Below are 23,101 nucleotides of genomic sequence, written 5' to 3'. Positions count from 1 at the left end.
GCGCCGCGTAATCATGCTGCCGCAGCAGCTCGAAGCGCACATTCCACCGGCGGCGGGACACCGATCCGGCATAGGGTTTCGGGTATGACGAGCAACCCGTTCTTCGAGCGCAGCGCGCTGCCCTACCAGTTGCCACCGTTTGCCGAGATCGGCGAGGAGCACTATGTGCCCGCGTTCGAGCGTGGCATGGCGGAGCAGCTGGGTGAGGTCGCTGCGATCACGGCCGTGGATGAGGAGCCGACCTTCGGCAATACCGTCGAGGCGCTCGAACGTTCGGGGGCGTTGCTCACCAGGGTGTCCAATGTCTTCTTCAATATCGCGTCGTCGGACTCCAGCGCGGGCACCGATGCGATCGAGGCGGAGATGTCCCCGAAGTTGGCTGCGCACCGGGACGCCATCTATCTCGATCCCGCGCTGTTCGCCAAGGTCGAATCGCTCTATCGACGCCGCGCCGAGCTGGGACTGGGCGCCGAGGAACTGCGGCTGGTCGAGCAGTATCACCTCCGGTTCGTCCGCGCCGGCGCCGGGCTGGATGACGCGGGTCAGGCCCGGTTGCGCGAGCTCAACACCGAAATCGCCGCGGCGACAACCGAGTTCGGGCAGAACAATGTGGCTGCCAGGAACGCCGCGACGGTGGTCCTCGACACCGAGGACGAACTGGCCGGACTCAGCCCGGCGGCGGTGACCGCCGCGGCCGAGAATGCCCGATCGGCCGGCCGCGCGGACGCCTGGGCGCTGAGCCTGCAGAACGTCTCCAACCAGCCCGTCCTCGCCCAGCTGGCCGACCGGGACGTGCGCCGCCGCGTGATGACGGCCTCGCTGGGACGCGGGCTGACCCCAGACCTCGACAACGGCAGCCTCGCCGTCCGCATCGCCACCCTGCGCGCCGAACGCGCCGCATTGCTCGGCTACCCCGACCACGCGTCCTACGCCGTGGCCGACCAGACCGCGAAGACCCCCGAGGCAGTCGAAGAGATGCTCGGACGCCTGGTCCCGCCCGCGGTGGCCAACGCGGAACGAGAGGCCGCCGAGCTGACGTCGGCAATGCGGGCCGACGACGAACTCCGCTCGTGGGACTGGCAATTCTGGTCCCAGCGAGTGCGCGCCGAGCGGTTCTCGGTGGACGCCGAGGCCTTGCGCCCCTACTTCGAACTCGAGCGAGTGTTGCGCGACGGCGTGTTCTTCGCCGCCGAACAGGTCTACGGCATCACGCTGCGCGAGCGCGACGACCTGGTCGGCTACCACCCCGAGGTCCGCGTCTTCGAGGTCTTCGACGCCGACGGCAGCGCACTCGGACTGTTCCTCGGCGACTTCTTCGCCCGGCCGTCGAAGCACGGCGGCGCCTGGATGAACGAACTGGTCAGCCAGTCCCGGCTGCTGGACGAGCTGCCGGTGGTGGTGAACAACCTCAATATCGTGAAGCCGCCGACCGGCGAACCGGCCCTGCTCACCTGGGACAACGTCCGGACCCTGTTCCACGAGTTCGGGCACGCACTGCACGGCCTGTTCTCCGATGTCCGGTACCCGTTCTTCTCCGGAACCGAGGTGCCCCGCGACTTCGTCGAGTTCCCGTCGCAGGTGAACGAGATGTGGATGGCCTGGCCGGAGGTACTGGCCAACTACGCCAAGCACATCGACACCGGCGAGCAGATGCCCGCCGAACTGGTCGAGCGGATGTCGGCGGCCGAACGGTTCGGCGAAGGCTTCCGGACCGTCGAGTATCTCGGTGCGGCGCTGCTGGATTGGGCGTGGCACCGCGTACCCGGGGCCGAGGCGCTGGCCGGGACGGACGCCGAGACGTTCGAGGAGGAGGCCCTGCGGAAGGCGGGCCTCGCGATCGAGGCGATCCCGCCGCGCTACCGGACCGGTTACTTCGCCCACATCTTCGCGGGTGGCTACGCCGCGGGGTACTACTCCTACATCTGGAGCGAGGTACTGGACGCGGACACGGTGGACTGGTTCGACGACGGTGCCGCGTCGATCCGCGAGAAGGGCACGGCATTCCGGCGCGAACTGCTCGCCCGCGGCGGATCGGTCGACCCGCTGGTCGCCTTCGAAGCCTTCCGTGGACGCGCGCCTCAGATCGAGCCGCTCCTGACCCGCCGAGGACTGATCAGCTGATGCGAGTGCAGGAGTGGCGCGACGGTGGGCGCCGGCTACGCACGCGAGCCGGCTCGGTGTTCGTCCGCTCCGCGCCAGGCGACGGGCCGACCGTCGTGCTGCTGCACGGTTATCCGTCCAGCTCCTACGACTTCCGTGAGGTCGTCGAGAGGCTCGGCGGCCGGGCCTGGCTCGCCATAGATTTCCTCGGCTTCGGCCTGTCGGAGAAGCCGCGCCCGCACCACTACAGCCTGTTCGAGCAGGCCGACATCGTCGAGGAGGTGCTCGCCGCCACCACGACGGACCCGATCGTCCTGCTGGCGCACGACATGGGCACCTCCGTCGCCACCGAACTGCTCGCCAGGGACCTCGACGGCTCGCTGACCTGCACCCTCGAACGCGCGGTGCTGAGCAATGGCAGTGTGATCCTGGAGAAGGCGTCGCTGCGCCCGATTCAGCAGATCCTGCGCGGCCCGCTCGGGCCGGTGGCGGCACGGCTGGCGAACCGCCCCGTCTTCACTCGCGAGTTCGCCCAACTGTTTTCGGCAGCCCACCCGCTGACGGCGAACGAGGCTCGGGCGCAGTGGGAACTGCTCTCGCACGACGCCGGTCATCGGATCGCGCACCTGCTCACGGCCTATCTCGACGAGCGGGTGACCTACGCCGACCGGTGGCACGGCGCGGTCCGCGACTGGACCAAACCGCTCGGCTTGCTGTGGGGCACTGCGGATCCGGTGGCCACCGTGGCCGTCCTCGACGGACTGCGCGCGCTGCGCCCCGCGGCCACGGTGCTCGAACTCACCGGCCTGGGCCACTATCCGCAACTCGAGGACCCCGAAGCCTTCGCCGCCGGTGCTCGAAAGCTGTTGGCTATCGATAACGCCTAGCCGAATTCGATTGTGGCGTAGCCTGTTTGGAAACGCGCAACGCGGGAATGACGCGAAGACCCGGCCAGCCGGTACCGGGAGATCGACCAGAGGAGTCATGCTCGTGACACGAACCGCACTCGTCTTTGCCGCCGCCACCGCCGCCGTGGCGCTCGGGACCGCCTCCGCCGCAGCGCAAACGGACAATGTCCCGCCGACCGTCGGGGGTGGTTCCGGCATCCTGGTCGACTCGCATGTCGGGTGCACGCTGACAACCATCGGCCGGGACAGCGCGCAACGGCTGGTCGGCTTGACGGCCGGACACTGTGGGCAGCCGGGCGCGACCGTGGTCGTCGAAGGCGATCCCGACGGTGCGGCGGTGGGCCGGTTCGTCTACTCCGATCACACCTTGGACTACGCGGTCATCGAATTCGATTCGGCGCGAGTGACTCCGGTGAACCAGGTCGGCGGCACCACCATCACCGGACTCGGCGGACCCGCCTCCTTCCCGAATGTCGTGTGCAAGCGCGGCAGCACCAGCGGGACGAGTTGCGGTGTCGTCTGGGGCGATGTGCGCGCGACCGCCACCGAGACCTGGACCCAAATGTGTGTGATGAAGGGCGATTCCGGGGCACCGGTAGTGATCGGCAGCACATTGGTCGGCATGGTGAACGCCTATCTCGGCGTCGGCTGCTTCGGACCGGAGGTCGGCACCAACATCAGCGCCATCATGAACGATCTGAACGCGCGCGGCGATATCGGCGCCGGGTACCAACCACTCTGACGTTTCGGGCTACGGCAGGAATCGCGCCAGCTGCGGGACCGCTTCGGCCACGTGATGGGCGTAGAGGCCTTCACCGATCCCGACGAAGTACCAACACTGCGGTGTCCGAACGAGTTTGCCCATCGCCAGGCCGGTGTGCGGGCCACCGCTCAGCACGTATCGGGTGATCTCGGCACCGGACGTGGTGTCGAGGAGGCGGAAGTACGCGTTCTCGATCTGCGCGAAACTCTGTTCGGAGTACGAGGTTACGAGGAAGATCACCGATGTCACCTCCGGCGCCAGCCGGGTCAGGTCGACGGTGATCACCTCGTTGTCGCCCGCGCCGTCGCCCATCGGGCTGTCGCCGCTGTGCGAGACCGATCCGTCGCGGGAGACCAGCTGCTCGTGGTAGACGGCGTCGAACAGGACTTCGCCCGCGAAAAGCAAAGCCGCCGAATTCAAGTCGACCCTGCCGCCGGGTGTGACCGTGCCGTCGTCGTCGACCCACAGGGCTTCGTCGGACGGATCCCAACCCAACGAGACCGCGACATGCTCGGGCAACGTGCCATCGGGATTCTGCAACGGAAAGGACAACCGTGTCCCCTTTCTCAGGGGCGACCACGGTATCCAGCTACCGCAACGCCTGACTATCTCGAAACTTGCCCGGGCTCAACCGCGTTCGGCCGACGATAGCTCCCGTCGCGCCTGCTCACCGTCGAGCGGCTCGTCACCATTGACGTGGCCGGGGCATCTTTTCGACCGCTGCCACCACGGACTCGGCCCGCATCCCTGCCAACCGAGTCCGAAACAGCCCGTTACCGGCCGCATACCCCGCAAATATCGAATCCAACCCCCGACTTTCGGCTACGTCCGGCGAATCACCACCGACGCGCACCCGCAAACGGCATCGACGACGGTGCGTCGCCCGCGTCAGTTCTGGTCGCAGGCGGTGACGGAACCTCGCGAGCCCTGGCCTTTGATGGTGCAGGTGTTCTTGCCTGCGCTGCCGTCGACGAGGTTGTTGTTGACATCGATGGTGATGGTGTCGTCGTCGTTGCCGCCGAAGATGCTGCCGTTGTTGGCGATTGCGGTGATGGTGTCCTTGCCGGTGCCGCTGTTGGGGTCGGCGCCGCTGGCGAAGTCGCTGCCGTCGCCGAGCACGACGGAGTCGGTGGTGCCGACGGTGCCGACGTCGATCTTGTCGTCGCCGTTGCCGCCGATCACGGTGGCGGCGCGGGAGTTTCCGTCCTTGTTGAGCGAGGTCGCCGACAGCACGTCGTTGCCGTCGCCACCGAAAACGCTGGCGCCGAGGTACATGTCGCCGGCTTTGATGGTGTCGTTGCCGTCGTCGCCCCACAGCGCGGAGCCCGAGCCGCCGAGCGTGCCGCCGGTGAGGGTGTCGTCGCCGGGCCCGCCGTGTACCCAGCCGCCGGTCATCTCGTCCACCGTGATGGTGTCGTTGCCCGCGTCCGGGATCGGTGCGAAGGCGTCGCCGTAGATGTCGGCCGCGCCGACGGTCCGGTGGATCGCGATCGTATCCTTGCCCGCACCGCCGAACACGGCGTCGGGCGCGTCCGGCGCGGTGGCGCTCGGCGGACGCTCGCCGAGACTGACGGTGTCGATGGTGATGGTGTCGTCGCCCTCGTCGCCGGACACCCGACCGCCGTGCGCACCGGCGGTGGTCTCCGGCTTGGCGGGATCGGGCTGGAAGACATACCCGAGGCTGCCGACCTTGATCACGTCGTTGCCCGGGCCACCCACGACGGCACCGTGGCGCCCGACGTTGCCGCCCGCGCCCTTCTGCATCGCCGCGTCGCAGGCGGCGGGACGATCTTGCCCGCCGACCGTGATCTCGTCATCGCCCGGACCACCGTCAAGGACGCCACCATTGATGTCGTTGGCGCCGAGGCCATCTGCCGGACAAACGAATCGACCGACATTACGCGCCGAGATCTTGTCCTTGCCCGCACCACCCAACACGACCGCCCCCTCGAGCACGTCCCCCTCGATCACGATCGTGTCATCGCCGTCCCCCGCGTCGAGCACCGCCCCGGCCGGCAGATTATCGGTACAGGTAATGGTGTCGTTGCCCGGCGTCACCGCTCCCCTGCACCCGGCGGGCAAACCCTCGGCCTGCGCCGGACCGGCCAGCACCAGCCCCGCAAGCAACGCGGAAACTCCCACGATCGACCGCGCCCGCATGACCACAGTTCATCCCTCCGTCGCACCGAAAACCTGCCCGGCCAAGATCACCGCCATTCCGTATTCGAACCTGCGGGGCATTCGGATCGGCGGCACTTGGCACTGCGTTCGGTGCGGAAGGATGGGAAATGCGCAATCCTGCGGCAACCGCACTGATCGAAAGCACCACCGACGCGGAAACGTCGAGTCGGGAAATCAGCTCGTGCGGTTTCGCCGCGATGGAAACCGGGTGCAGTGGGTCGGTCTCCATCGCAACGCTCAGGGTGGGATGAGCAGTGTCACAGCGGATTCGCGCACAGTAATCTCGGCGCGACTGTCGGATCGAGCGCTAATCCACCGGATCCGTCTCATAGACCGGGATCCCCCTGGCGTCCAGCATCTGGATGATGCCGACGAACTGATCGCGATCTCCGACGGCCTCCGGAACGTATTCGTTGATCTCGGCGTGGGTGATGTACTTCTGCTCGTGACCGAGGGTGATCAGTTCCTTGATTCCAGCATGGGGCATACGGTGATCTCCAGGTCTCGGGTAGCCGTACTGCTGTCGGCCCAGGGAAGCCAACGCTATCAGCGCCGCGCAGGTGATCGCTGAAATATCGGCGGAATCTACGGTTTCCACGGCTGTGCGACGGCGGCTCCGGCCGTTGGTCCGGTGAGATAGCCCGCTATGTGCGTCAGCCTGCCCCGCTGAGCGGGCGTCAGAAATTTGTAGCCGGGAATCGTGCGACGACAAGTCGTTGCACCGCAATGACATTCAGGCACGGCGATGCTGTGGTATTCGGAAGTCGCAACGGATTACGCGTGCCTCGAATCGCCGAATTCGCCGAACACCTTGCGCGCGTGGACATCAGCTTCGATGCAGCGCGCGGCTCCGGCATCGTTGTCGGCACCGACGATGCGGTCACCGGTGCGATCGAGTACGTCGCCATCGGCCGCGCCGAGGCCGAACACCTCGAGCAACAACTGGCGACCCGACCGAAGGCGCCCTCCAGCCGGACTGAGGCACTGAAGGGCGCCTTCGGTCGATATCGGGCCGAGCATTCAGGACGCGGTACTAGCACATTTACGCTGGACACGGCACGCGAGTACCCGTTCGGGTCAGCCGGAGCGGGCCCGCGATTTGGTAAGATTTGGACTGATCTCCGCTCGCCCCGCAGCAAGAACGTCGAGTTTCCAGCGTGAATTTCGCCAGAGCCATCGTTGTTCGAACTCGAGGGAGTATCAGTGCGACGAGTCGGTGTGCTGCTGATCGTTATCGGTGTCGGCCTAGGCTGGCCCTCGGCGGGCGCTGAGCCGCCGAAACCGGCTGCCGCACCGGCTCGCCAGGCGCTGTATCCCGAGAGCAGCTTCTATCCGCGGCTGATTCGACTCGAACACAGTGGCACGGCCAACGGCACCATTGTGGCGAGCGTCAATACGCTGCAACAAACCGGCGCGATCATCGCGAGTATCGACGGCGGCAAGACCTTTCGGCAGCGCGGCACCATCAGCGATTCCGTGTCCAGGAAGGGCAGCCAGCTGTGCTGTTCCGCGCTGTTCGAACTGCCGACGGCGGTGGGCGATATGCCGGCGGGCACCCTGCTGTGGGCCGACACGGTGTTTTCCGACGTGCTCGATGTCGTGCTGCGCCACGTAGAACAACGACTATGGGCCAGCAGGGACCATGGCGCGCAGTGGGAATTCGTGTCCAGCATCGCGACGTCGAACAGCCTGTTCAGCTTTACCGACTGGGGACCGCTGCTACCGAGCGCGTGGGAACCGAGCCTGTCGATGTCGGCCGACGGGCAACTCGTCGCCTTCTACTCCGACGAGACCGACAGCCGCGACCACAGCCAGAAATTGGTGCAGGTCCGCTCCCCCGACGGCGTGCACTGGGTGAATCAAACGGACACCGTGGTCAGCGACGTCAAATACGTCCGGCCCGGCATGGCCAATGCCCTCCGATTGCCGGACGGCAGCTACTTCCTGAGCTACGAAATCTGCAACACCGACAAGGTGCATCAGTGCCTGGCCTATTTCCGGAGATCAACGGACGGCTGGAATTACGGCGATCCGCGGTTCCTCGGCACGATGGTGCGCACCGGCACCGACGGCGGTTATACCCAGCACGCGCCCTACCCGGCCTGGAGTCCAGGGCCCGGCCCGAACGGCACCCTCCTGCTGTCCGGTCAGATGGTGTCGAGCGTGGACGGCACGGTGACGCCGAAAACCGGGCGGACCATCTTGGCCAACGACACCATGGGCGACGGCAATTGGTATGAAATCCCCGCACCGATCGTCATCGACGGCATCACCGACGCGCCGTGCAAGAACTACAGTTCGGCGCTCTTGCCCGCACCGGACGGAAAATCGGTCATCGAGGCCGCGACCGATCTGGACAGCAACGGAGTCTGCCGCGCGTATTACGCCGAGGGCCCGCTGACCGGCCCACCCCCGCCACCCGTCGCCGCGGGCAAGTAGCGGCCTATTTGGCGATGGTGAAGCTGGTGCCGTCCTTGGTGATCGGACCTGGATGCAGCTCGCCGTTCGTGGCGCCGATCGAGTAGCTCACTGGTTTGAAGGACGCCAACGGCTTTCCGTCGACCTTCACATTGGTGAACACCACCGGGCTGAATCCCGGCAGCGCACTGTTGAGCTGACCCTCGACGATGACCTCCGCGGTCTGCGCGGGCGCGTCGGAATGCGCGACCGTGGTCCGCGTCCAATTCTGTGTCACGTTCGCGACCGTCATCGTGTAGGTCTGACCGTCGAAGTCGACCGAGGCCTGCATCTTGTCGCCGGGGGCCGACGTGATGTCCGGGTAGATCACCGGGTTCGCCGGATACGCCTCCCACAACGCCATCCGATACGTCTGCTGCGCACACATCGCCGCGCCGGGTGCCGAGCCGGTGCCGGTGCTCGCACACGCGCCCGCCGCGGCCTGACCCATTTGTGTGTTCACGCTCTCGGCGGCCCTGATCGCATTACGGAACCACGCGGGATTATTGGCCACCGTCGCGCTCGCCAGGTTCACGATCGCCAGCCCGGGCAGCGACGCCAACGCGCCCGCAGCGCTCACGCAAATGGCCTCGGAACCGGTCTGCATCAACGGCAAGGCCTGCTTGCCATTGACCAAAGTCCCGTTCAAACCGACCCACGGCACCACGCGCTGAATCACGCCCGTGTCGGAGCATTGCACTTCCGGTTCGACCCATTCCGCGGAAATACTCTTGAAGTTCCCGGTGACCACATATCCGGCCCAGTTCGTGCCGCGAATACGCGGTGGCGTCTGCTCCGTCTTCGCGCTCGGCGGTGCCGCATTCGGTGCCGTGCTCGGCTCCGGCGCGCCATCCGCAGTTGCCAACGACGGCGAAACCAGCACTGCCACGATCGCCCCCACCACCGACGCGGCGAGACGGTTTCGAATTCGCGTCCGACCCGGGGTAGTCATCATGAACAGGGACAATAGCCGAAAAGCATCACTGCCGCGCGCCGCCGCGCGGCAGTGTTTTCGCAGGTAGTGAACGGTTTCCGCGAACGTCGGAACTAGCTGACCTGCACCCCTTGAAGGTCGGCAACTCCGGCGTGTCGCCTCCGCCCCACCCGAATTTCACGCCGCGACACGCCGTACACACTCGCACGGGTTGCGCCACCGCGGCCGGATCCGCCGCGGCAAGCGGAGAAGTCAGGGTTTGCTCGGCAACCACCAATTCCGCGTCGCACAAGTCAATTGCACACGGGTGGATTTCATACCCGAGCCGAACCACCGACTATACCCGCATACGGGAATTCTATTCATTTGGCGGACACTCCGGAGCGGCTGCGCGGCAACGACCGTTACCAGTGATTTGCTGAATTAGCACTACCGGCTTCGAGTTTCACCCGTGGATACGAAAGGACCGAATCGACGATGCGGTACTTCATTCCTACCCTCGCAGCAGCCGTCTGTGCCCTTTTCTTCTGTGCCGCTCCGGCAAACGCGGTCGCCACCGACTGCGCGGCGCCCGACGCACCGCCGATTTGCGCGACGCCGTCGAGCACCTGGAAAACCCAGCCGGCCGGCTCGGTCCTCTCGATGCCGCGGGCCGCCGTCAAGGCGTTGGCGATGACACTTGTGCCGCCGCACCATTTCTGGGCGTTCGACAACATCATCACCCGGGAAAGCGGCTGGAATGTCTTCGCCGTCAATCCGGAAAGCGGCGCCTACGGCCTCGGTCAGGCGCTGCCGCCGGAAAAGATGGGCACGCACGGGGCCGACTGGCCGTTCAACCCGGTGACGCAGATCCGCTGGACCTACGACTACATGAACAAGCGCTACGGCAGCCCCATCGGCGCCTGGGAATTCTGGCAAATACATCACTGGTACTGACGGGTCAATCGCGTAAAGCCTTTTCGCGCAACGCGTCCAGAGTCCTGGACAGGATGCGGGAGACATGCATCTGGGAGATGCCGAGTTGCTCGGCGATCTGGGTTTGCCGTTTGGCTTCGAAGAACCGCATGAACAGCACCTCCCGCTCACGCTCGGGCAGCGCGGCGATCAATGGCCGCACCGCCAGGACGTCCTCGATGGTCCGGTAGTCCGGCATCTCGACACCGAGCGCGTCCAGCAGTGACGCACCCGGCCCGTCACTGTCCGTCGGCGCGTCGAGCGACGAGGTCTGATAACCGTTGTGCGCGATCATCGCCTGCGTGACGTCCACGACGTCGACCCCGAGTTCCGTCGCGATCTCGCCCGCTTTCGGCATCCGGCCGAGTCGCTGGAACAGCACGTCGATCGCGGGACCGATGCTCAGTTGAATGTCCTTGAGCCGCCGCGGCACCCGCACCGCCCAGGTGTAGTCGCGGAAATGGCGGCGCACCTCACCCATGATGGTCGGCACCGCGAAGGCGACGAAGGACGCGCCGTAGTTCGGGTCGTACCGGTCCACCGCGGCCACCATGCCCACCCTGGCGGTCTGCAGCAGGTCGTCGAAGTTCTCGCCGCGGCCCGCGTACTTGCGGGCGATGTGCTCGGCCAGCGGTAGGCATCGGGTGATCAGGTCGGCCCGCAGGGTGATTCGGTGCGGGTCGTTCGGTTCCAGCGTGGCGAGCTCGGCGAACAGCGGCTCCAGCTGGGTGTAGTCGTCGGAACTGCGATAGGTGCGGGGCGCTCGCGCGCGGGTGAGTGTCGACGTTTCGGTCACGGTGCTGCCTCGGATCCAGCTGAAGTCGACGATGGCCAGATCCGGACAACAACGGTGCCGAACGGGTGAGGCCGTGGTGGCCGGAACCAGCGCTCGAAACGGCCGTTCATTGAGTACACGCCGTCCGAAGCGCTGTGTCAACAGTGTAGGTCTACACCATCTATCTACACGGTTCGCCGCGCGGTCGCTGGCCGAGGCCAACTCACACGCGCGCGACCGCATCCACGATCGGGCCGGGTAGCACCCGCATCACCTGGTAGGCGAGTCGCACCTCGAACCCCGAGGACACCAGCCCGCGATTGTGCGCGACGGCGGCGACCACCGACTTGGCGACTACGTCGGGATCGTGGCTGTATCCGAAGGCCTTGGCGATCCAGTCCTGTTCGGCAATCGCGCTGCCGCGCAACCGACTTCGGGTGTGAATGCCGGTATTGATCACGCCGGGACAGATCGCGCTCACCCCGACGCCGCGCGCCGCCCAATCGGCCCGCAGGCACCGCGACAGCATGATCACCGCGGCTTTCGAGGCACAGTAGGTCGCCATCCGCCGGTTCGGCAGGTAGCCCGCGCCGGAGGCGATATTGACCACGTGCCCGTGCCTGCGCGCCACCATTCCCGCGCCGAAAAGGTGGCAGCAGTTGATGACACCGTCGAGATTGATCGAGCGCAGCCAGGCCCAGTCGTCCAGGGTGGTCTCGAGGAACGGACCGCCGACGCCGACCCCCGCGTTGTTGACCAAGATATCGACCGGACCGACCTGGTCGGCGAGGTCGGCCACCGCCGCGGCATCGGCGACATCGCAGCTGTAGGCCGAGCCATGGCAAGCTGCCGCGGTCTGCTTCGCAGCGGACTCGTCGATGTCGACGGCGACGACGCTGGCACCTAGGGAGGCGTATCTGCGTGCGGTAGCCGCGCCGATCCCCCGGCCCGCACCGGTGATCACGACGACCGCCCCGCGCGGGTCGACGCGCGTCATGACTGCGCCGCGGCAACGGTTTCCGCGACCACCGGGCGTATTACCCTGCGCCGAGCGATCATTCGCAGTCCGTCGCGCGGCCGCAGCGTCAGCGTCGCCTCCGGCGCGACGGGATGACCTGGCACGAGGTCGAAGACGAACTTCTGGCTCAGCATCGCCGTGATCAACACCGACTCCATCACCGCGAAACTCGAACCGATGCAGATCCGTTTGCCGCCGCCGAACGGCAGATACGCCGAGCGCGCGCGGTCGCGGCCCGCGCCGGGCAGGAAGCGCGCGGGATCGAATTCCTCAGGGTTGGGCCACCATCGCGCGTCGTGGTGGATGTGGTGCGTCGGAATGATCACGGTGGTGCCCTTGCGAATGTGGTGACCGTCGATCACATCGTCTTCGATCGCCACCCGCGGAATCGCCCACGCCGGTGAGAAGTAGCGCATCGACTCCTGGAAACACGCTGCGGTCCAAGGCAATCGGGGCAGATCCGCCGCCGTCGGGCGGCGGCCCTGCAGCACGGTGTCGACCTCCGCCAGCAATCGCGTTCTGGCACCAGGGTTCAGCGCGAGCAGGTACCACATCCACGACAGGGCGTTCGCCGTGGTTTCGTGTCCGGCCAGCATGAAGGTGAGCGCCTCGTTGCGGACCCGGCGCACCGGCAGCCCGCCCGCTTCGTCGGACGCGTTCAGCAGATGGTTGAGCAGATCCGGGCTGTCGGTCGGGTGCGCCCGCCGCTCGTTGACGACGTCCCACACCTCCTTGTCGAGGGTCTGTGCGACCCGCTGAATCCGGCGAAACGGCGGCGGCAGCGGGATCGGCGTCAACGCCACCGCGGCGGCCGCACGCCAGACCTGCTTCGGCGGGGCGGCCACGATGAACAGCCGTTCCAACCGCTCGGCGAACCGCAGCCCATCGGTGACCAGGTGCGACATACCCACCGCGATGCGCCCGAACTGCTGCCCGAACAGGGCGTTGCCGACGACGTTCAGGGTGAGTTCGACCATCTCGCCGACCATGTCGACCTCGACCCGCCCGTGCCGCGCATCGATCCTGGCGACGCTGGCCTCGATCGGCTCGATCATCAGATCGATCAGCCCGTGCAGGTGCCGCTTCGCGAACATCGGCGTGATCATCGCCCGATGGCGTTGCCAGGATTCGTCCTCGTCGGTGAACAGGCTGACCCCGAGCAGCGCGCGCAGTAGCTCGTACTCGAACGACTTGTGATATTTCAGCCGACCGGCGTGCAGCACGTGATCCACGTAGTCGGGATTGATGAACGCGACGAAACGTCTTGTCCCGGCACGGAATCGGAGGATGTCGTGCCCCTTCGTCCGGCCGATCATCCCGCCCTCGTAGTCCAGGCCGATGGTCAAGGCCTCGATGGTGGCGACCAGCGTGCTGGTGTGCCCGGTGGGTTTCGGTCGCGGATCGGCAGGCGCGGCGTCGTGGTCGTCCGTGATGGTAGCCATCGAGTCTCCTGTTCGAGCAGACGGCGGATCCGCGATGATCCGCGTCTCCGAGTCGAGCGAACCGAGGCCCCACCTCGATTGGTGTCGCATGACACCACTGTCCGCGCGTGCCACCAGTTTGTGGTCGGCCGCTCCGCTTGTCAAGATGGAAACGTGGCACGAGCAGGAACTTGGGGCGGGCGCACCGCCGAGCAACGCCGCGCCGAGCGGCGCGAGCGCATGGTCGGCGCGGCCATCGACCTCTGGCGCGAACAGGGCTGGACCGCGGTGACCATGCGGGCCGTCTGCGCGGGCGCCTCGCTCAACGACCGCTACTTCTACGAGGAGTTCGCCGACCGCGACGGCTTGCTGGTCGCGGCCTGGGAGCAGGTACGCGACGACATGCTGTCCCGGCTCACCGTCGCCTTCGCCGAGAACATCGATCGGACACCGCAGGAGATCGCGCGGATCGCGGCCGAGGTGGTGGTCACTCGGATGACCGAAGACCCCGACTACGCGCGCATCCTGCTGATGCACCACGGCGGCAGCACCGCGCTCGAGCAGTGCCGGAGCACGGCGCTACAGCTGACCGCGGGACTGGTTGTCGCTGCGGCACAACCGTTCCTGAAGCCCGACGCCGACCAGATGGGGCTGCGGATGGACGCCATCGTCGGCGTCGGCGGCTTCGTCGAACTGATCAGCGCGTGGCAGGCGGGCACCATCGACTGCGACGGTCAGGAGATCATCGACCAAACCGTCCGGATAGCAACTACTTTCGGCGCGCGATATCTCGCCGACACCTGAAAGCAGCTGCACCGGAGTCGAATCCGCTCAGAGCGCGCGGCGCACCTGGCTGGTGTGTGTCGTCCATTCGAGGATGGTGTTCGCGACCAGCGCCGGGTCGTCGTACATAGGTACGTGCCCCACATCGGGCAGGGTTCGCCAGGTCGCCGACGGCGCCCACCGACGCCAGCCCTCGGCATAGCGGTCGGCGGGGATCATCCGATCCCGGCCGCTCCAGGCGATGAGCACCGGGGTGTCGAGCGTGCCGTACGGCTCGTACTCGGTGGCGATGACCTGCGGCAGATAGTCCCTGATCGCCGTGCAGCGCAACGCGTTCCGGCTCGCGAGGATGGCCTGCTGCGCGCTGACCCGGTCGCCGTGCTCGCAGATGGTGCGCATCGCCGCGCGGCGCAGCCCGGGCGACCGCATGACCAGTGGCACGAGCGGATAGGAGAGACGCATCTGCTTGCGCATCGACTGGAACAGCGCCGGAACTCGCGTCTCGTCGGTCCGCCAGGCGCCGGCCGGCGACAGCGCGACCACACTGCGGGCCCGGCCGCGGCGCGCCAGCTCCATCGCCAGCCAGCCACCCAGCGAGTTCCCCGCGATATGCGCGGTCTCGAATCCCGCATCGTCCATGGACTTTTCGACCGCGTCGGTGACAGCGCTGATCGTGTAGGGGCCCGCGAGGTCGGGCCTGCCGCCGTGGCCGGGCAGGTTCGGCGCGAAGACGTCGTGCTGCCCGCTGAGCAACGGAATGACCGATTCCCAGCAGTGCCACGAGCTGGTGCCGCCGTGCAGCAGCACCAGCGGCTCGCCGGTACCCACCCGATAGAACGGATGCGCGGCGCGGTCGATTTTCGTCCTCATTGACGAGTCCTTTCTACGTCGGATCAGCGAGCGCGAGCCGCGCGAGTTGTCCGAGGGATCGGGCCGTCAGTTCCGGCGGCTCGACGGGTTGGATCATGTGACTGAACAGCAACCGGACCAGGCTGTTGACGAAGAACCGCAGATCGATGTCGGCCCTGAGCAGATGCGACCAGTGCTGATCGGCGTGGGCGAGGCCGAGCAGGGTCGCCGCCTCGACGAACGGGCCGGACTGGGTGGTCACCATCAACAACATCTCGTCCGGGGTATCCGGGGCCGCGGTGAGAATGACCGTGGCCAGCGGGTCCTCGGCGATGGTGCGCAGCACGAAGTCGGCGACGGCGGTGATCGCCGCGACCGGGTCGTCGTTGTGCTGCTCCAGCAGCGCCGTGGTACCGGACAGGTACCGCTCGGTGTTGTGCCACGACATCGCCTCGAGCACACCGGCTTTCGAGCCGAACTCGTTGAAGACGGTCCGCCTGCTCACGCCCGCCCGGTTCGCGATGTCGATCATCCGGACCGCGTTCCAGCCGGTACTGCCCGCCAGTTCCAGCGCGGCGTCCAGCACGCGCTGCCGGGCGAGCGCGCGACTGGCCGCGCGCAGGGAGGTGGTCTCGGCGCTGTTCACGGGTGACATCCTCCCTTCCCGGCCTGGTTGACACCCAACCAGCCAACCTGGATAGTTGCACTCTGATGCTATCAGAGTGCACTTTGCGCACTATGGAGTCTTGAAGATGCAAATCGTGGAGGAACAGTGCCGTTACCCGCGGATTTGGCCGATCGGCTGTCGCTACCGCTGATCGCTGCCCCGATGACCGGCGTGTCCGGGCCCGAGCTGGCCGCGGTGGCCTGCCGCAATGGCGTGATCGGGTCGTTTCCGACACACAATGCGGCGACCGTCGAGGTGCTCGACGAGTGGTTGACCCAGCTCGGCACCGACCTGTCCGAGCACCCCGATGCCGCGCCCCTCGCGCCCAACCTGGTGGTACACCGCACCAACCACCGGCTCGCGGGCGACGTCGATCGGCTCATCGCACACGGCGTCGAGCTCGTCATCACCAGCGTCGGTTCGCCCGAGCCGGTCGTCGAACGACTACACGCGGCGGACTGTCTGGTGTTCGCCGATGTCGCGAGCCTCCGCCATGCCGAGCGCGCCCTAGAAGCGGGTGCCGACGGGCTGGTACTGCTCACGGCGGGCGCGGGCGGGCAGACCGGATCGGCGAATCCGTTCGCCTTCGTGCGCGCGATCCGCGAACACTTCACCGGCCCGCTGGTGCTGGCAGGCGGGATCAGCGACGGACCCTCCCTACTCGCCGCCGAAGCGCTCGGCGTCGACCTGGCCTACATGGGCACCGGCTTCATCGCGACCACCGAAAGCCTTGCCCCCGAGGACTATCAAGCCGCCGTGGTGGCGGCGTCCCTCGACGACGTCCGCCAGACCGAACAGGTCGGCGGACTCCCCGCCAACCTGCTCGCCGAATGGCTGGAAGCGCAACGCGCGCCGACGGTTTCGGCGGGCGACTTCCAGGCGGACCGGCTGATGAACGGCCGCACGGTATGGAGCGCCGGGCACAGCGTCTCGGGCGTGCACTACGTGTGCTCCGCCGCCGAAGTGATCGACCGGGTGCGCCTGCAATACCGCGCCGCCCGCAACCAACTGCTCGAAATCTCGTGCTGATGAAGGGAATACCAGCGATGACAGACCAGAACTCGATGTGGGGTCCGGTCACCCGGGTGCTCGATCGCGCGTGCACCTACTACGCCGACCGCGTCGCCGTGATCGCGGGCGACCGGTGGCTGACCTACGCGCAGCTACGGTCGCTGTCGAACCGCATCGGCAACGGGCTGATTCGGCTCGGCGTCGCCAAGGGTGAGCGGGTCGGGCTGTTGATGCCGAACACGCTGGAGTACATCCCGACGCAGCACGGGATCTGGAAGTCCGGCGCCGTACCGGTCCAGATGGCGGCGCGTGCTTCGACCGAGGATCACTGCTACTTCCTGACCGAGTCCGCGGCGACCACGCTGATCTACCACGAAGCGTTCGACGGCACCGTCGCCGAGATCAAGGATCGGGTGCCCACACTGCGCAGGCTGATCCGGCTGGGCGACCAGCCGAATCCCGCTGCGGCGGACTACTACGAAACATTCGACACCGCAGCGGATTCCGATCCGGAGGTCGCGGTCTCCGAAGACGACACGGCGCACGTGATGTTCACGTCGGGCTCGACCGGCACCCCGAAGGGCGTGCTGTTCACCCACGGCCAGATGAGCCACTATCTGATCACCGCGGGCCTGGAAATCGGCGACGCCCGGCCGGGCGAGGTGTTCGCGCACGGCGCGCCGCTGACCCACTTCACCCAGGTCTTCGTGCTGCCGACCTTCATGCGCGGCGGCACCAACGTGATCCTGCCCGGCTTGGACGTCGACACTCTGCTCGATGCCGTTGTGCGCCACCGGGTCACCGCGACCGCGGTCGTGCCCACGGTGATCTACCTGCTGCTCAATCACCCGAAACTCGCTGCGGCAGACCTGTCTTCGCTGCAGACCGTCGTCTACGCCGGTTCACCGATGGCACCGGACAAACTGCGTGCCGCGATCGAGGCACTCGGCGCGGTCTTCATCCAGACGTACGCAGGCACCGAACCAGGCTTCCTCACCTGCTTACGCAAAGAGGACCACCGGCTCGACACCCCGGAAGCGCTGGCGCGGCTCAGCTCCGCGGGCCGACCGCTGTTCCACGTCGACATCTCCATCCAGGACGACGACGACAAGCACCTGCCCGTCGGCGCGGTCGGTGAAATCTGCGCCCGCCAGCCCGGCCGGATGTCCGGCTACCTCGATGCCAGCAAGGACACCGAGGCGCTGCGCGACCATTGGGTCCACTCCGGCGACGTCGGCTACGTCGACGCCGAAGGCTACGTGTTCCTCATCGACCGCAAGAAAGACCTCGTGGTGACCGGCGGCTTCAACGTCTTCCCACGCCAGATCGAAGACGTACTGGCCACCCACGCCGCCGTCGCGCATTCCGCTGTCATCGGGATACCGCATGACAAATGGGGCGAGGCCGTGCACGCCGTCGTAGTGCCGAAGCCGGGCCACTCGGTCACCGCCGACGAACTGATCGCGCTGGTCAAGGAGCACAAGGGCAGCGTCTGGGCCCCGAAAACCCTCGACTTCGCCGAAGCCCTCCCGCTCAACCCGTCCGGCAAGGTCGACAAGAAGGCACTGCGCGCACCGTACTGGGCGGGCCAGGCCCGACAAGTCAACTGACACTGCCGAATTGGATGTCCCTGATATGCCGTACAGCAGGGACATTCCACTCCTACTCTTGATCCCGTGCGCCGGCTTCTCCCCCTCTTGCTGCTATCCCTCGCCGCCTGCGGCGCCGAACCGGCCACGACAGCACCACCCCCGACGACCACCACGGCCGCCCCGTACGTCCGCACACCGCTGGACTGCAGCAAGCTGACCGTCACCGCCCTGAACGTCGAACCCGGCATCGGCTACATCTTCGGCACCCACGCCGAATGGCTACCCAAGGGCCAGTACATCCGCATCAGAGTGGCAATCACCAACACCGACAACACCTTCCACACCACCCGCCCCACCGACTACCAACTCGACGACGCCGCCGACCACCCCCACCAAACCAGCGTCGACGCGATGGAAATCAAACGCCAACCGAACGAAATCAATATCGGCGCGGGCAACCGCCTGGAAATGGACCTCTGGTACGACATCCCCCTCGACACCACCCCAAAACTCCTCCGCGACAACACCTGCACCACCACCATCCCGCTCCCCGGCTGACGAGCGGCGACAGCTGCCCGTCAGGGGGTGGGGATGCCGGACCAGAGTTCGCAGTGGTGGTTTCGGGCGGCGTCGGTGGTGGTGATCTTCTCCGGGTTGAGGACCAGGTCCTGGTCGCCGGTGTGGCGTGGCCAGTCGGGCAGGCCGCGGGAGTTCGGGTCGCCGGTGCGGATGAAGGCGGACCAGTAGCGGATCATCTTGTCGGACAGGATCTTCTGGGCCGGTGTCGCCGGAGGGGTGGCCTGCGCCAGGTCGAACAGGTAGGGCAGTTCGAAAGCGTGCGACGCACCGAGCGGGAACGGTGGCGGCGACGGCAAGCCGGGTAGCGGTGCCGCGTTCTGGTCGGCGAATTCGTAGGCATAGACGGGGCCGGTGCGGACGAGGGATTTGGTCGCGTCGGCGATGGGGCAGACGAAGATGTGGTCTGTCATGACCGCCGACCAGGCCAGCACCGGTTGCGGATAGGCGTCCAGCGGATACCGCGCGGCCACGGTGTCGGCATGTGCACCGAACGTCTGCAGTAGCTGGGGGTACTCCTCGGCGGTAATCGTCCGGCCGGCCACGAAGCTCGTGTACTCGTCGTGATTCGCGCCGATCAACACCGGCACCTTTGCGGCTTTACCTTCCCGGAAAGCGGTCACCGGGTCTTCGGGCAGCAAGGGTTGGCCGAAGGCCGGGCTGGGCAGCCCGGACCCGTCCGATCCGGTGTACTGCAACGTCGTCGCGGCAAGCTTGTCCGCGGGGATCGCGCGCAGGCACTGCGCGGTCGCGGCATCGGTGCCGGGGCAGCCGAGCGTCGTCGCGTACTGCTCGCTCTTGTCGACCGCGGTCTGCCGGTCGACCTGCAATTCGCAGGGCCCGCTTTCCAGAATCGCGCCCTGGAACAGCCGCTCCGACCGGGGCGACACCAGGTGATCGCAGACCGACATCGCGCCCGCCGACTCACCGGCAATGGTCACCTTGGCCGGATCGCCGCCGAACGCGGCGATATTGTCATGCACCCATTGCAACGCCGCCTGCTGATCCAGCAGCCCGAAATTGCCGACCTGCCCGTCCTCGTGCGCCACCGCCGAATGTCCGAGAAAACCCAGCGCACCGAGCCGGTAGTTGATCGTGACCACCACCATGTCACCGGTGCGCACCAGCCGCGACGGGTCGTACTCGGCACCGCTACCGGACACAAAGGCGCCGCCGTGGATCCACACCAGCACCGGCCGGCGCTGCGCGGCCGCACCGGCCGGCGTCGACACATTCAGGAACAGGCAGTCCTCGCTGCCACCGAGCTCGCCGGTCAGTTGGGGCTGATTACACCGCGACCCCGGTGTGGTCGCATCCCGCTCCTGGGTCCAGTGGGCCGGTGCCACCGGCGGTTTCCACCGCAACTCCCCGGTCGGCGGCGCCGCATAGGGAATCCCCGAAAACGATCGGGTGTCCCCCGCGAGCTTCCCGCGCACCGGACCGGACTGCGTCCCGACCACCACCGAGTCGGTCGCGGGTCGATCCTTCTCGTCGCCGCACGCGGTGACGCCGCTGAACACCGCCGCCATGGCGGCGACACCCACCGCGACCCGCACGCCACGCCTACGTACCCGCAACCGGAGCTTGTCAGCGTTCATCGCGGAGCCTCTCTGTCGCGGGCGGTCAGCGCTCAATCGGCGAGATCGGTAGCCGGCTTCGCACCGATGAGCTCACTGAAAGTCTGCACGACCTGATCATGGTATTCGCGAACCAGTGTCTCGATCATGCCGATCGCGGACAGGTCGAGGTCGACCTTCGACTCCCAGACCTCCAGAAGTTTGCGGCAGAGCACGACGTGGCCCGCGGGCTCCACCGGATCGTAAAAGGCCTGTCCCGCTTCGGGAATGGAGATCAGCATCTCGCCGACGGTGTTGAACAGGCTGAGGAATCCCGGCTTACCGAGCGCGGCGAACATGCAGCGCAGCATGTGCAGCTCGGCCGCCATGATGTCGGTCAGCTCGGATTTATCGTCGCCGACCAGCAATTCGAGCCGGTCGAGCGCGTGCACCGCCCGCGACATGTCGTAGCGGCGCGGCTCGGCGGCGACCGCGCGGATGGCGTGCATGACCAGCATGTGGTCGACGTCGATGACGTCGGCGAAGATCGTGGCGGCCCGGTCGGGCACCCGATGGGCGAACCGGAACAGGAAACGCCAGGTGTCGATGCCGCCGTAGAGCTGGATGTCGCGCACGAGATAGCCGAGACCGCGGCGCGCCTCGACGAAGCCGAGTGCGGCGAGCCTGCCGAGGGCGCTGTTGGCGGTCGGCGTGCTGACGCTGAACTCGGCGGCCACCTGGCGCACCGACGGCAGCAGTTCACCGGGCTGGTAGCCGCCTGCCGCGATGCGATAGGCCAGCTGCTCGGTGATGTCGTCGACGACCGTTGGTGTTGCCACGCCGGGATTCTTCCAGGCTTCCGGTCGAGGCCGCGCCACCTCGGCGGCCGCGGACGAGCGGGCGGGCGGCGGCGCGGGGCCCGCCCAGCTCGTCGTGGTCACCGGCGGAACTCCTATGCTCCCGACGCGAGTTGGTCGGCGACCACCTGCGACTTCTCGAAGCGGTAGTCGTCGAGCGGGAACTTGCGATTGCCGCGACTGGCCTCGAAGAAGCCGGACGGACGCAGATAGGTGCTGTCCCCCTGCGAGTTTCGGTAGTAGGTCGGCACGTGCCCGTTGAGTTCGTTGAAGTAGAACCGCACCGCCTCGGCGCGCTGCAGGGTCTTGCGGTGGTAGGCGTCGTGCGCGTCCTGGCGCACCTCCACCGTGGTCGCGCCGCGGCGAATACCTTCCTTGATGGCGCGCACGGCGTGATCGGCGGTCATCTCCACGAAGGCGTGCCAGCCGCTGCCCGTCCACGAGTACGGCCCGACCAGCGTCCACCGGTTCGGCAGGCTCGGCACCGAAACACTCTGGTACGCCTGCATGCCGTGCTCGGTGTAGAACTTGCCGAGATCGAATCCGTTGCGCCCCACGATGGTTCCCGGCCGGTAGGTCTCCGGATCGGAGAACACCTCGTAACCCGTTGCGAGCACGATCATGTCGAACTTGTGCTCGACGCCGTCGCGGGTCTTGATGCCGCGCGGGGTGATCTTCTCGATCGGGTCGGTGGTCAGCGTGACGTTGTCGCGGTTGAACGCCTCGAGGTAACCGTTGGACATGGTCGGGCGCTTGGCGACGACACCGAAGTTCGGCGCGAGCTGCGCCCGGGTGGCCGGGTCGTCGATGATCATCTTCAGGTATCGGCGGTAGGCGGCGATGGTCCACCGGTCGAAGGCGGTGACGGTCGGGCGCACCACCCGCATCGGCGCCGCGACGGCGGCCCGCAGCACGAGGTCGGCTACGACAAGAACACCGCCGTGCACGGCGGCCTGTAGCCCTGGCACGCCCAGAATGCGCTGGCCGACGTTACGTATGGCGAAATCGGGCTTGGGCAGCGACCACACCGGAGTGCGTTGGAAGACACCGAGTTCGGCGACCTCGGGCGCGATGGACGGAATGATCTGCACGGCACTGGCGCCCGTGCCGATGATGCCGACCTTCTTACCGGCATGGTCGTAGTCGTGGTCCCAGTTGGACGGGCGCTGGATCTTGCCCTTGAACGACTTCCAGCCCGCGATGCCCGGATCTTCCTTGGGCCGGACGAAGGCGCCGACCGCACTGATCAAAAACCGCGCGGTAATGGTCTTTCCGTCGTCGGTATGCAGCTTCCAGTAGTTGTTGGCGTCATCCCACTCTTCGCGCAAAACGTTCGTGTTGAAACGCAAATGTGGATACAGCCCGAACTTGCGGGCCACGTCCATGTGGTACTGCTTGACCTCGGCACCGTACGGGAATACTCGGCTCCACCTGGAGTTACGGGCAAACGAGTACTGATACGCAATGGCCGGAATGTCCACGCCGAGACCGGGATAGGTGTTTTCCTGCCAGCTGCCGCCGACCTCGTCGGCCCGCTCGATGATGACGAAGTCGCCGACCCCGGCCTGCTTCAGTTTCACACCGGCCGCGAGTCCGCCCGGCCCGGCGCCGATTACCGCGACCTGATGATCGGGCGCGTTTGTCTCATTGGACAGAGGAGTCGAAAAGCTCACGGTCGTTGTCTTTCTCGTGACGGGTT

General features: G+C 66.8%; 22 protein-coding genes. 10 read left to right on the top strand and 12 right to left on the bottom strand.

Annotated elements, in window-relative coordinates:
• Nucleotides 1–84 precede the first annotated feature (84 nt).
• The 3 genes from ACIBK2_RS37950 (at nt 85) to ACIBK2_RS37940 (ending at nt 3,750) form a co-directional block, all read left to right on the top strand.
• A complete protein-coding gene (locus ACIBK2_RS37950; RefSeq protein ID WP_396974742.1) occupies nt 85–2,121 on the top strand; it encodes a M3 family metallopeptidase in 2,037 nt (678 codons plus the stop codon).
• Entirely contained in the window at nt 2,121–2,987 is an 867-nt protein-coding gene (locus ACIBK2_RS37945) for an alpha/beta fold hydrolase (RefSeq protein ID WP_396974740.1), read from the top strand. The genes ACIBK2_RS37950 and ACIBK2_RS37945 overlap by 1 nt, the downstream gene beginning before the upstream one ends.
• A 97-nt stretch (nt 2,988–3,084) precedes the next feature.
• Nucleotides 3,085–3,750, top strand: a complete 666-nt coding sequence (locus ACIBK2_RS37940) for a serine protease (RefSeq protein WP_396974738.1) — start codon at nt 3,085–3,087, stop codon at nt 3,748–3,750.
• A gap of 9 nt (nt 3,751–3,759) precedes the next feature.
• Here the strand turns inward: ACIBK2_RS37940 and ACIBK2_RS37935 are convergent, their stop codons facing one another.
• From ACIBK2_RS37935 to ACIBK2_RS37925, 3 genes are all read right to left on the bottom strand, one after another.
• The gene (locus ACIBK2_RS37935) at nt 3,760–4,341 is read right to left on the bottom strand and encodes a TerD family protein (RefSeq protein WP_396974950.1); all 582 of its coding nucleotides are present in this window, start codon (nt 4,339–4,341) and stop codon (nt 3,760–3,762) included.
• Between the two features lie 318 nt (nt 4,342–4,659).
• The gene (locus ACIBK2_RS37930) at nt 4,660–5,931 is read right to left on the bottom strand and encodes a hypothetical protein (protein ID WP_396974736.1); all 1,272 of its coding nucleotides are present in this window, start codon (nt 5,929–5,931) and stop codon (nt 4,660–4,662) included.
• A gap of 328 nt (nt 5,932–6,259) precedes the next feature.
• Nucleotides 6,260–6,439, bottom strand: coding sequence for an RNA polymerase sigma factor region1.1 domain-containing protein (locus ACIBK2_RS37925; RefSeq protein ID WP_150403419.1), 180 nt, complete (start codon nt 6,437–6,439; stop codon nt 6,260–6,262).
• 293 nt (nt 6,440–6,732) lie between these two features.
• Between ACIBK2_RS37925 and ACIBK2_RS37920 the strand changes: the two genes are divergently transcribed.
• The gene (locus ACIBK2_RS37920; protein ID WP_396974734.1) at nt 6,733–7,113 is read left to right on the top strand and encodes a hypothetical protein; all 381 of its coding nucleotides are present in this window, start codon (nt 6,733–6,735) and stop codon (nt 7,111–7,113) included.
• A 42-nt stretch (nt 7,114–7,155) separates the two neighbouring features.
• Complete coding sequence (locus tag ACIBK2_RS37915; protein WP_396974732.1) at nt 7,156–8,391, top strand: exo-alpha-sialidase; 1,236 nt, start codon at nt 7,156–7,158, stop codon at nt 8,389–8,391.
• A gap of 4 nt (nt 8,392–8,395) precedes the next feature.
• Here the strand turns inward: ACIBK2_RS37915 and ACIBK2_RS37910 are convergent, their stop codons facing one another.
• Nucleotides 8,396–9,364 carry a G1 family glutamic endopeptidase gene (locus ACIBK2_RS37910; protein ID WP_396974730.1) on the bottom strand — a complete coding sequence of 323 codons (969 nt, stop codon included), beginning with the start codon at nt 9,362–9,364 and terminating at the stop codon, nt 8,396–8,398.
• A gap of 456 nt (nt 9,365–9,820) precedes the next feature.
• On the opposite strand from ACIBK2_RS37910, the gene ACIBK2_RS37905 reads away from it, so the two are divergent.
• The gene (locus tag ACIBK2_RS37905) at nt 9,821–10,279 is read left to right on the top strand and encodes a lytic transglycosylase domain-containing protein (protein WP_379284950.1); all 459 of its coding nucleotides are present in this window, start codon (nt 9,821–9,823) and stop codon (nt 10,277–10,279) included.
• Nucleotides 10,280–10,283: 4 nt separating this feature from the next.
• Here the strand turns inward: ACIBK2_RS37905 and ACIBK2_RS37900 are convergent, their stop codons facing one another.
• The 3 genes from ACIBK2_RS37900 to ACIBK2_RS37890 form a co-directional block, all read right to left on the bottom strand.
• A complete protein-coding gene (locus tag ACIBK2_RS37900; RefSeq protein ID WP_396974728.1) occupies nt 10,284–11,093 on the bottom strand; it encodes an RNA polymerase sigma factor SigF in 810 nt (269 codons plus the stop codon).
• Nucleotides 11,094–11,295: 202 nt separating this feature from the next.
• Nucleotides 11,296–12,069: an SDR family NAD(P)-dependent oxidoreductase gene (locus ACIBK2_RS37895; protein ID WP_396974726.1), complete on the bottom strand. Its 774-nt coding sequence runs from the start codon at nt 12,067–12,069 to the stop codon at nt 11,296–11,298.
• Nucleotides 12,066–13,532 (bottom strand): cytochrome P450, encoded by a 1,467-nt coding sequence (locus ACIBK2_RS37890; protein ID WP_396974724.1) that lies wholly within the window; start codon nt 13,530–13,532, stop codon nt 12,066–12,068. Before ACIBK2_RS37890 ends, ACIBK2_RS37895 begins: the two co-directional genes overlap by 4 nt.
• A 153-nt stretch (nt 13,533–13,685) precedes the next feature.
• On the opposite strand from ACIBK2_RS37890, the gene ACIBK2_RS37885 reads away from it, so the two are divergent.
• On the top strand, nt 13,686–14,315 hold the full coding sequence (locus ACIBK2_RS37885) for a TetR/AcrR family transcriptional regulator (RefSeq protein ID WP_396974722.1): 630 nt from the start codon (nt 13,686–13,688) through the stop codon (nt 14,313–14,315).
• 27 nt (nt 14,316–14,342) lie between these two features.
• On the opposite strand, the gene ACIBK2_RS37880 is transcribed toward ACIBK2_RS37885, so the two are convergent.
• The gene (locus tag ACIBK2_RS37880) at nt 14,343–15,164 is read right to left on the bottom strand and encodes an alpha/beta fold hydrolase (protein ID WP_396974720.1); all 822 of its coding nucleotides are present in this window, start codon (nt 15,162–15,164) and stop codon (nt 14,343–14,345) included.
• A gap of 13 nt (nt 15,165–15,177) precedes the next feature.
• Nucleotides 15,178–15,789 (bottom strand): TetR family transcriptional regulator, encoded by a 612-nt coding sequence (locus tag ACIBK2_RS37875; protein WP_396974718.1) that lies wholly within the window; start codon nt 15,787–15,789, stop codon nt 15,178–15,180.
• Between the two features lie 126 nt (nt 15,790–15,915).
• On the opposite strand from ACIBK2_RS37875, the gene ACIBK2_RS37870 reads away from it, so the two are divergent.
• The 3 genes from ACIBK2_RS37870 to ACIBK2_RS37860 all read left to right on the top strand — a co-directional run bounded on the left by ACIBK2_RS37870 (nt 15,916) and on the right by ACIBK2_RS37860 (nt 18,971).
• The gene (locus ACIBK2_RS37870; RefSeq protein ID WP_396974716.1) at nt 15,916–16,839 is read left to right on the top strand and encodes an NAD(P)H-dependent flavin oxidoreductase; all 924 of its coding nucleotides are present in this window, start codon (nt 15,916–15,918) and stop codon (nt 16,837–16,839) included.
• A 17-nt stretch (nt 16,840–16,856) separates the two neighbouring features.
• Nucleotides 16,857–18,431, top strand: a complete 1,575-nt coding sequence (locus ACIBK2_RS37865) for an AMP-binding protein (RefSeq protein WP_396974714.1) — start codon at nt 16,857–16,859, stop codon at nt 18,429–18,431.
• Nucleotides 18,432–18,497: 66 nt separating this feature from the next.
• Nucleotides 18,498–18,971 carry a hypothetical protein gene (locus tag ACIBK2_RS37860; RefSeq protein WP_396974712.1) on the top strand — a complete coding sequence of 158 codons (474 nt, stop codon included), beginning with the start codon at nt 18,498–18,500 and terminating at the stop codon, nt 18,969–18,971.
• Nucleotides 18,972–18,991: 20 nt separating this feature from the next.
• Here the strand turns inward: ACIBK2_RS37860 and ACIBK2_RS37855 are convergent, their stop codons facing one another.
• The 3 genes from ACIBK2_RS37855 to ACIBK2_RS37845 are packed head-to-tail and all read right to left on the bottom strand — an operon-like array spanning nt 18,992 to nt 23,075.
• Nucleotides 18,992–20,587, bottom strand: a complete 1,596-nt coding sequence (locus ACIBK2_RS37855) for a carboxylesterase/lipase family protein (RefSeq protein WP_396974710.1) — start codon at nt 20,585–20,587, stop codon at nt 18,992–18,994.
• 32 nt (nt 20,588–20,619) lie between these two features.
• Nucleotides 20,620–21,486 (bottom strand): FadR/GntR family transcriptional regulator, encoded by an 867-nt coding sequence (locus tag ACIBK2_RS37850; protein WP_396974708.1) that lies wholly within the window; start codon nt 21,484–21,486, stop codon nt 20,620–20,622.
• Nucleotides 21,487–21,497: 11 nt separating this feature from the next.
• Nucleotides 21,498–23,075, bottom strand: coding sequence for a flavin-containing monooxygenase (locus tag ACIBK2_RS37845; protein WP_396974706.1), 1,578 nt, complete (start codon nt 23,073–23,075; stop codon nt 21,498–21,500).
• Between the last annotated feature and the right edge of the window lie 26 nt (nt 23,076–23,101).

This window comes from Nocardia sp. NPDC050175 (assembly GCF_044459885.1).
Lineage (GTDB): Bacteria > Actinomycetota > Actinomycetes > Mycobacteriales > Mycobacteriaceae > Nocardia.
This window is presented reverse-complemented; position numbering and strand designations above follow the sequence as displayed.

Bases quoted from the DNA above. Each gene is read 5' to 3' on its own strand.
- ACIBK2_RS37950 (WP_396974742.1), top strand. From the start codon at position 85: ATGACGAGCAACCCGTTCTTCGAGCGCAGCGCGCTGCCCTACCAGTTG.
- ACIBK2_RS37945 (WP_396974740.1), top strand. From the start codon at position 2,121: ATGCGAGTGCAGGAGTGGCGCGACGGTGGGCGCCGGCTACGCACGCGA.
- ACIBK2_RS37940 (WP_396974738.1), top strand. From the start codon at position 3,085: ATGCTCGTGACACGAACCGCACTCGTCTTTGCCGCCGCCACCGCCGCC.
- ACIBK2_RS37930 (WP_396974736.1), bottom strand. From the start codon at position 5,931: ATGCGGGCGCGGTCGATCGTGGGAGTTTCCGCGTTGCTTGCGGGGCTG.
- ACIBK2_RS37925 (WP_150403419.1), bottom strand. From the start codon at position 6,439: ATGCCCCATGCTGGAATCAAGGAACTGATCACCCTCGGTCACGAGCAG.
- ACIBK2_RS37910 (WP_396974730.1), bottom strand. From the start codon at position 9,364: ATGATGACTACCCCGGGTCGGACGCGAATTCGAAACCGTCTCGCCGCG.
- ACIBK2_RS37905 (WP_379284950.1), top strand. From the start codon at position 9,821: ATGCGGTACTTCATTCCTACCCTCGCAGCAGCCGTCTGTGCCCTTTTC.
- ACIBK2_RS37895 (WP_396974726.1), bottom strand. From the start codon at position 12,069: ATGACGCGCGTCGACCCGCGCGGGGCGGTCGTCGTGATCACCGGTGCG.
- ACIBK2_RS37890 (WP_396974724.1), bottom strand. From the start codon at position 13,532: ATGGCTACCATCACGGACGACCACGACGCCGCGCCTGCCGATCCGCGA.
- ACIBK2_RS37880 (WP_396974720.1), bottom strand. From the start codon at position 15,164: ATGAGGACGAAAATCGACCGCGCCGCGCATCCGTTCTATCGGGTGGGT.
- ACIBK2_RS37865 (WP_396974714.1), top strand. From the start codon at position 16,857: ATGACAGACCAGAACTCGATGTGGGGTCCGGTCACCCGGGTGCTCGAT.
- ACIBK2_RS37855 (WP_396974710.1), bottom strand. From the start codon at position 20,587: ATGAACGCTGACAAGCTCCGGTTGCGGGTACGTAGGCGTGGCGTGCGG.